Genomic DNA, 9,530 nt, shown 5'->3' on the forward strand with positions numbered 1-9,530 from the left:
GGACGCGGTCGATGGCGTCGTCGTCGAGGGAGGAGACGACGCCGTCGGCGAGGACGCCGGCGGTGTGGAAGACCCCGGTCAGGGGGTGCTCGGGGGGGACCCATCCGATGAGTTCGTCGACCTCCTCGCGCGAGGAGACGTCGAGGGCCACGATGTCGACGGCGGCGCCTGCGGCTTCCAGTTCCGTGATGAGTTCTGTGGCGCCGTGGGCTTCGGGGCCGCGCCGCGAGGCCAGTACGAGGCGGCGCACACCGTGCGCGGTGACGAGGTGGCGGGCCAGCATGGCGCCCAGGCCGCCGGTGCCGCCGGTGATGAGGACGGTGCCTTCGGGGTCGAGGGTCCGGGGGATGGTGAGGATGATCTTGCCTCGGTGGCGGGCCTGGGCCATGAACCGGAACGCCTCGCCCGCCCGCCGCACATCCCAGCACTGGACCGGGATGGGGCCCAGCGAACCGCCCTGGAATTCGCCCAGGATGCCGCTCAGCATCCGGCCGACACGCTCCGGACCGGCGTCCATCAGGTCGAAGGACCGGTACACCACACCCGGGTACGCCTCCTGAACGGCTGCGGGGTCGCGGCGGTCGGTCTTGCCCATCTCGACGAACCGGCCGCCCTCACCCAGCAGGGCCAGCGAGGCGTCGGTGAACTCGCCCGCGAGGGAGTTCAGCACCACGTCGACCGCGCCGAACTTCTCGGCGAAGCCGAGGTCGCGCGAGGACGCGATGTGGTCCTCGGCAACGCCGAGCCCCCGGAGCACGCCCCACTTGCCCGGCGACGCGGTGGCGAACACCTCGGCTCCACGGCTCATGGCGATCTGGATCGCCGCCATCCCCACACCGCCGGCACCTGAATGCACCAGCACCCGATCGCCCCGGCCGATCCCCGCCAGGTCCACCAGCCCGTACCACGCCGTGGTGAACACGCCGGGGACCGACGCCGCGCGGGCGAACGTCCATCCGTCGGGCATCGCGGCGAGCATCCGCCCATCGGCCACGACGCGCGGACCGAACGTCCCCTCGTCGCTCAGGCCCATGACCCGGTCGCCCGCGGACAGGCCCGCGACGCCCGGTCCGACCTCGCGCACCACGCCGGCGAACTCGCCGCCGATCGGCGCGCCCTGCTCCGGGACCATGCCCAGGGCGACCACGACGTCGCGGAAGTTCACCCCCGCCGCGCGGACCTCCACCCGCACCTCACCCGCGGCCAGCGGACGGTCCGCCTCGGGCGCCTCGACCAGGGCGAGGCCATCGATCGACCCCTTCACCGCCGCGTCCAACCGCCATGGGCCGGAACCCCCGCCGGCGGCGCCCGCACCGCCGTCCGGGATCCGGAGGTCGCGCGCCGCGTCGGCGCGGGACATGCGCGGCACCAGCACATCGCCGCCGCGCACCGCCACCTGCGGCTCGTCCGCCACACCGAGAACGGCCGGAAGGGCCTCCCACGACTTCGCCGTGGCGTCCACGTCCACCAGCAGCACCCGCCCCGGCGACTCCGCCTGCGCCGACCGCACCAGCCCCGACACCGCCGCCCCCACCAGACCGGGACCCCCATCACCGGCACGCGCCCCCACGGCACCCCGGGTCACCACGACCAGCCGCGCATCCGCCAACCGGTCGTCGGCCAGCCACGCCCGCACCGCCGACAGCACCTCGCCGAGGCCCCGGCGCACACCGCCGCCGACGTCATCGCCGACCTCCGGTGCGGGAACGGGGATCACGACCGTGGCCACGCCCGCCAGTGCGGCGGCCGACTCCAGGTCCTCGACCACGCGGACCCGCACGCCACCGCGCGCCAGCGCCTCGGCGACACCGAAGTCCCCGCCCGCCACGCCGGCGACGGCGCACAGCCCGTCGAGGCGCGGCGGGTTCCACGCGGAGGGGGCCACCCAGCCCAGGTGGTGCACACCCGCGAGACCGTCACCGCCCCCGCCTGCCGCGGCCAGCCCGCCCGCGGGCAGCGGCCGGGTCACCAGCCCGCCGACCGCCGCGACCGGGGCGCCCGAGCCGTCCGCCAGCCGTACCCCGCCGTCGGCGAGCACCTGCACCCGCACCCGCGCCGCGCCGGTCGCCCACAGTTCCACGTCCGACCACGCGAAGGGCAGCTCCACGCCGTCGCCGGTGTCCGCATCGGCGTTCAGGCCGATCGCGTGCAGGCACGCGTCCAGGAGAGCGGGGTGGATCCCGTAGCCGGCCGCCTGCCCCGCTTCCTGCTCGCCGAGGCCGACCTCGGCGAAGACCGCGCCGTCACGCACCCAGGCGCGCTTGAGCCCCTGGAACGCCGGACCGTACCCGTACCCGCGGGCGGCGAGCCCTTCGTAGTGGCCGGCCACATCCACCTCGCGCGCGCCGGCGGGGGGCCACTCGGCCAGGTCCCAGCCGGCGCCGCCGGCCGCGCCGGATCCGCCGGCGGGGGCGAGGATGCCGCCCGCGTGCCGCGTCCAGTCCCGCGAACCCGTGCGCGAGTGAACGGCCACGGTGCGGTGCCCGCCGTCGTCCGCGGCGCCCACCGCGACCTGGAGGGCCACCTGATCGCCCTCCGCCACGACCAGCGGGGCCTCCAGCGTCAGCTCCTCCACGACCGTGCAGCCGACCTCGTCGCCGGCGCGGACCGCGAGCTCCACGAAGCCCGCCCCCGGGAACACCACCGTCTCGCCGACCGCGTGGTCGGCGAGCCAGGGGTGCGACGCGACCGACATCCGGCCGGTCAGCACGACGCCGCCGTCCTCCGGCAGCTCCACCGCGGCCCCCACCAGAGGGTGATCCGCCGGGGCCTGGCCCAGCCCGCCCGCGTCGGCGATGACGGACAGCGGCTCCAGCCAGTACCGCTCCCTCTGGAAGGCGTAGGTCGGCAGTTCGAGCGGCGCGGTGACCGCGGCGGCGCCCGCACCGGACGCGGACGCGGGCCCGGAGCCGAGCCCCGACACCACGGCGTCCCAGTCGACCCCCACCCCTCCGGTGAACGCCTCTCCGGCCGACAGCAGGAACCGCCGCGCGTCGCCGTCGTCCCGCCGCAGCGACCCAACGACGAGCCCCGCGGCCCCGCGCGCGTCCAGGATGTCCTGCACCCCCATCCCCAGCACGGGGTGGGGTGACACCTCCACGAACGCGGTCCGGCCATCGCCGATCAGCGCCTCCACGGCTCCCGCGAACTCCACCGGCTCCCGCACATTGGCGTACCAGTAGGCGGCGTCCAGATCACGCCCGTCGACCACTTCGCCGCGCACCGCCGAGTAGAACGGGACCCGCCCCTGTCGCGGCGACACCGACGCGAACAGCTCCAGCAGCCGTTCGCGCACGGGCTCGACGAGCGGGGAGTGCGACGCCACCGTGGTCGGCACGATCCGCGCCCGCACCCCCTCCTCCCGGAGCCCCGCGACGAACTCCTCCAGGGCGCGCGGCTCACCGGAGACGGCGCACGAGGCGGGACCGTTGTGGGCGGCAACCCACAGTCCGTCCCCCACCGCCTCGACGCGCGCCCGCGCGTCGGTCCGCGACAGCCCCACCGCCGCGATCGCCCCGTGCCCGGTCATCCGCTCGGCGAACAGCCGCGAGCGCAGGACGACCGCCCGCATCGCGTCCGCCAGCGACAGCACGCCCGCAACGCATGCGGCGGCGACCTCGCCCTGTGAGTGGCCCACCACAGCGGACGGCGCCACGCCGACCGATTCCCACAGCGCCGCCAGCGACACCATCACCGAGAACGTGACCGGCTGCAACACCTCGATGGCGTCCAGCGTGGGCGCTCCGGGGCGCTGGTGGATGACGTCGAAGAGGTCCCAGTCCACGTACTCCGACAACGCCCGGGCGCACTCACCCAGCCGCTCGGCGAACACCGGCGACTCGCCCGCCAGCTCCGCGCCCATCCCCGCCCACTGCGCCCCCTGCCCCGGGAACACGAACACCGCCTCACGGCGTGCCCGCACCGAGCCCTTCACGACGCCCGGTGCGGAGTCGCCGACCGCGAGCGCGTCCAGCCCGGCCAGCAGCCCCTCCGCATCCGACCCCACGACCACCGCGCGGTCCTCGAACACGGCGCGCGACACCAGTCCGCGGGCCACGTCCGCCACGCCCGGAGAACGCTCCGGGTCCCGGCCGGGGGTCTGGGCCGACCGCACGAACGACGCGAGCCGCCCCGCCTGGCCCCGAAGGCCCGCCTCGCCGCGGCCCGACACCACCCACGGCACCGCGCCGCCACTGAACGGCACCGGCCGGCCGTCGTCCGCGCAGGCGCCGGCCGCGGCCGTGCCATCGCCGGACGGCGCCGCCGGCTCGGGGGCGCCTTCGACGATCACGTGCGCGTTGGTGCCGCTGATACCGAAGGAGGAGACGCCGGCGCGGCGCGGCCTGCCGGGGCGCTCAGGCCAGGACCGCGCCTCACCGAGGAGCCGCACCCGCCCGCTGTCCCAGTCCACGTGCGTGGTGGGGGTGGAGGCGTGCAGCGTCTTCGGGAGCCGGCTGTGGCGCAGCGCGAGCACCATCTTGATCACGCCCGCCACGCCCGCCGCGGCCTGCGCGTGGCCGAAGTTCGACTTCACCGACCCGAGCCATAGCGGCTCGCCGGCGTCACGCCCGCGCCCGTAGGTCGCCAGCAGCGCCTGCGCCTCGATGGGGTCGCCGAGGGTGGTGCCGGTGCCGTGGGCCTCGACCGCGTCGACGTCGCCGGGCTCCAGGCCGGCGTTGGCCAGCGCCTGGCGGATCACCCGCTCCTGCGACGGCCCGTTGGGCGCCGACAGCCCGTTGCTGGCCCCGTCCTGGTTGACCGCGCTGCCGCGGATCACCCCGAGCACCCGGTGCCCGTTGGCCCGGGCGTCCGACAGCCGCTCCAGCAGCAGGACGCCGGCGCCCTCGGACAGGATGGTGCCGTCGGCCTCGTCGGAGAACGCCTTGCACCGGCCGTCGTGCGCCAGGCCGCGCTGGTGGCTGAAGTCCACCAGCAGCTCGGGCGTCGCGAGGACCGTCACCCCGCCGGCGAGGGCGAGGGTGCTCTCGCCGCGGCGCAGCGACTCACACGCCAGGTGGATGCCCACCAGCGACGACGAGCACGCCGTGTCCACCGTCACCGCCGGACCCTCCAACCCCAGGGTGTAGGCCACCCGGCCGGAGATGACGGAGCTGGAGTTGCCCGTGCCCAGATACCCCTCGCTGCCGGGGGGCAGCGGGCCCGCGCCCACCTCGTAGTCGTCGGCGAAGGCGCCGATGAAGACCCCGGTGGGGGTCCCCCGGAGAGTGCCGGGGTCGATCCCGGCCCGCTCCAGCACCTCCCACGACACCTCCAGCAGCAGCCGCTGCTGCGGGTCCATCGCCACGGCCTCGCGCGGCGTGATCCCGAAGAACGCCGGGTCGAACTCCCCGGCCCCCTCCAGGAACCCGCCCTCGCGCACGTACGTCGTGCCGGGGGTCGCCGGATCCGGGTCGTAGAGGGCCTCCAGGTCCCAGCCCCGGTCCTTCGGGAACGGGACGATCCCCTGCCGGCCCTCCTCCAGCAGCCGCCACAGCCCCTCCGGTGATTCCACCCCGCCCGGGTAGCGGCAGCTCATCGCCACGATCGCGATCGGCTCCCGCTCCTTGGCCTCCGCCTCGCGCAACCGCCGGTTGGCCTGCTGGAGGTCCTCGGTCACCCGTCGCAGGTAGTCGAGGAGCTTCGCTTCGTCCGCCACGCCGTCACCTTCTCCTTGGGGTCTTCGGGGCCTGCGTCACCGATCGGACGACCGGGATGGGGGTCACAGCCCTTCGTCGATCAGCGCGAACAGTTCGTCCGCCTGCGCCGTGCGCACACTGCTCCCCTCGCCGTCGCCGGTCCGGGCTCCGCGCCACTCCTCCACGAACCTCTGGAGGCGGGCGGTGATGGAGGACCGCGCCTCGTCATCGGGGGAGACCTGGTCGAGCAGCCTGCGCAGCTCGACCAGGCTGTGGGCGACCTGCTCCTCGACCGGCTCCTCGGCGGGCAGGAGCTGGTCCCCGAGGTAGTCGGCGATGGCCGCCGCCGTCGGGTGGTCGAAGACCAGCGTCGCCGGGAGGCGCAGCCCGGTGGCGCGGCCCAGCCGGTTGCGCAGCTCCACCGAGGTCAGGGAGTCGAACCCGAGCTCGGAGAGGCTCTTGTCCGGGTCCACCTGGTCCGTTGAGGAATGCCCCAGCACCGCCGCCGCCTCCGACCGCACCAGCGACACCAGGACCTGCCGCCGCTCGGCCGGAGGCAGGCTCGCCAGCCGGTCGTCGAGCGACGACTCCCCCGCCTGCTCCGCGCCGGGGCCCGCCACCGCCTGCACCGTACGGCGGGCGGGGGCCACCAGCCCGCGCAGCGGGGCGGGGATCCCCTCGTCGCGTGCGGCGAGGGCGCGGGCGTCGATGGGCAGCGGCAGGAGGAAGGGCTCCGGCTGCGCCAGGGCGGCGTCCAGCAGTTCCATGCCCTGCCGCGCGCTCAGCGGGGTGAACCCCGAGCGCGATACCCGGCCCAGGTCGCCGTCCGAGAGCCGCCGGGTCATGCCGCCGGTCTCGGGATCCCATACGCCCCACCCGAGCGAGAGACCGGGCAGGCCGGCCGCGCTCCGCGCCGCCGCCAGCGCGTCGAGGAACGCGTTGGCCGCCGCGTAGTTGCCCTGGCCCGCGCTGTCCAGGGTCCCGGCCGAAGAGGAGTACAGGGTGAAGGCCGCCAGGTCCATGCCGAGGGTGGCATGGTGCAGCCGCCAGGCGGCGTCCGCCTTCGGGGCCAGGACCCGGCCGAGGCGGTCGTCGTCCAGCGACGACACCACGCCGTCGGCCAGCACGCCCGCGGTGTGGAACACCCCCGTCAGCGGGTGCCGTTCCGGGACGGCCGCCAGTGCGCGCGCCACCCCGTCGGAGGTGGACACGTCGCAGGCCACGACCTCGACCGCGGCTCCCGCCGCCTCCAGGTCGGCGACCAGCCCCGCGGCCCCCTCGGCCTCGGCACCGCTGCGGGAGGCCAGCACCAGGTGGCGGACCCCCCGTTCCCGTACCAGGTGGCGGGCGAGGACCGCGCCCAGGCCGCCGGTCCCGCCGGTGACCAGGACGGTGCCCTCGGGGTCCAGGGTCCGGGGGATGGTGAGAACGATCTTGCCGCGGTGGCGAGCCTGCGCCATGAACCGGAACGCCTCGCCGGCACGGCGCACGTCCCAGCTCCGGACCGGTATCGGTCGCAGCGAACCCTTCCGGAACGCGCCGACGACATCGCCGAGCATCTGCCCGATCCGCCGGGCGCCGGCGTCCATCAGGTCGAAGGACCGGTACACCACGCCCGGGTGGGATCGGGCGATCTGATCGGGGGTGCGGAGGTCGGTCTTGCCCATCTCGATGAACCGGCCCCCCTTGCCGAGGAGGTCGAGGGAGGCGTCGGTGAACTCGCCCGCGAGGGAGTTCAGCACCACGTCCACCGCGCCGAACTTCTCGGCGAAGCCGAGGTCGCGCGAGGACGCGATGTGGTCCTCGGCCAGCCCCAGGCCGCGCAGCACATCCCACTTGCCCGGCGACGCGGTGGCGAACACCTCCGCTCCGACGCTGCGGGCGATCTGGATGGCGGCCATCCCCACACCGCCGGCACCCGAATGCACCAGCACCCGATCGCCCCGGCCGATCCCCGCCAGGTCCACCAGCCCGTACCACGCCGTCGCGAACACGCTGGGGACCGACGCGGCACGGGCGAAGGTCCAGCCCTCGGGGATCGCGGCCAGCATCCGCCGGTCCGCCACGACCCGGGGGCCGAACGTCCCCTCGTCGCTCAGACCCATCACGCGGTCGCCCGGGGCCAGGCCCTTCACCTTCGGGCCCACCTCGCGCACCACTCCCGCGAACTCGACGCCCATCGCCCCGGCCTCACCCGGGTACATGCCCAGGGCATTGAGCACGTCGCGGAAGTTCACCCCCGCCGCGCGGACCGCCACGCGCACCTCGCCCCCTGACAGGGCGCGGTCGGCTCCGGGGGCGTCCACCAGGCGCAGGCCGTCGATCGAGCCCTTCGCCTCCGCGTCCAGCCGCCAGGCGCCCTCGGCGGGGATCGCGAGGTCGCGCGCGGTATCGGTGCGGGCCAGGCGCGGCACCAGGACGTCGCCGCCGCGCACCGCCACCTGCGGCTCGTCCGCCACACCCAGCAGCGACGGCAGGTTCGCCGCCGACTCCGCCGCCGCGTCCACGTCGGCGAGGAGCACCCGGCCCGGCGACTCCGCCTGCGCCGAACGCACCATCCCCGACACCGCGGCCCCCACCAGTCCCGGAGCCGCGTCGGCCGGACCCGCCGCGACAGCGCCCCGGGTCACCACGACCAGCCGCGCATCCGCCAGGCGGTCATCGGCCAGCCACGCCTGCACCGCCTTCAACACGCCGCCGAGACCGCGGCGCACATCGCCGACGGGGTCGTCGCCGGCCTCCGGGGTCCGGACGGGGACCACGACCGCGGACACGCCTTCCAGCGCGGCGGCCGACGCCGGGTCCGCGACCTCCCGGACCCGCACGCCGCCACGCGCGAGCGCCTCGGCGACACCGAAGTCCCCGGTCCCGCCCACCACGGCGACGGTTCCCTCGAAGGTGGGCACCTTGGAGCCGAACGGCACCCAGTCCATGCGCAGGAGCGCGGACGAGGACGCTGGCGCGGGCGCGGGCGCGGTGGCCCCCTGCCGGTCCGTGAGTTCGCGCATGACCAGGGCGCCGATGGAGGCGACGGGCCGCCCGTCGGCGTCGGCCGCCTCGATGGCCACCGCGCCGTCCGCACCGGAGGTCAGCCGCACCCGCAGCCGGCCGGCGGCGGAGGCGTGCAGCCGCACATCGGTCCAGGAGAACGGCAGGGACACCGCTTCATCGGTGTCCGCCCCGTTCTCGACGGCCCCGAGGGCGTGCAGCGCGGAGTCCAGGAGGGCCGGGTGGAGCCCGTAGCCCCCTGCCCGCGCGGCCTCCTCCTCGCCGAGGGCCACCTCGGCGAACACGTCGTCGCCGCGCACCCACGCGCGCCTGAGCCCCTGGAAGGCCGGCCCGTACCCGTATCCGCGGGCGGCCAGGGTGGCGTAATGGTCGGTCACATCCACCTCGCGGGCACCGGCGGGCGGCCACTCCGACAGGTCGGCTCCCTCGCCGTCGAAGGTGGCGGCCAGAGTGCCGCTCGCGTGCCGCGTCCAGTCCCGCGCATCCGTACGCGAGTGCACGGCGACGGTGCGCCGGCCGTCCTCGTCCGCGGCACCGACCGCGACCTGGAGGAAGACCGACTGCCCGCCGTCGAGCACCAGCGGCGCCGCGAGCGTCAGCTCCTCGACCACGGCGCAGCCGACCTCGTCGCCGCCGCGGACCGCCAGCTCCACGAAGCCCGTCCCCGGGAAGAGCACCCGGCCGTCCACGGCGTGGTCGGCCAGCCACGGGTGCGAGGACACCGACACCCGGCCCGTCAGCACCACCCCGCCGTCCTCGGGCAGCTCCACCGCGGCGCCCACGAGGGGGTGGTCGGCCGGGGTCTGTCCGAGCCCGCCGGCGTCCGTCGTCGCGGTCGTGGTGGGGAGCCAGTAGTGGTGGTGGGTGAAGGGGGTGGTGGGCAGG

2 protein-coding genes are annotated in these 9,530 nt (G+C 75.8%); both read right to left on the reverse strand.

Annotated elements, in window-relative coordinates; genetic code table 11:
• Positions 1-5,656, reverse strand: a 5,656-nt coding sequence (locus tag ACFO4E_RS29720; RefSeq protein WP_378580589.1) for an SDR family NAD(P)-dependent oxidoreductase, incomplete at its 3' end; no start/stop codon positions are given.
• A gap of 63 nt (positions 5,657-5,719) precedes the next feature.
• Positions 5,720-9,530: SDR family NAD(P)-dependent oxidoreductase (locus ACFO4E_RS29725; protein WP_378580591.1), on the reverse strand; the 3,811-nt coding region annotated here is incomplete at its 5' end.

It is taken from the genome of Nocardiopsis mangrovi (genome assembly GCF_042653925.1).
Classification (GTDB): Bacteria; Actinomycetota; Actinomycetes; order Streptosporangiales; family Streptosporangiaceae; genus Nocardiopsis_B; species Nocardiopsis_B mangrovi.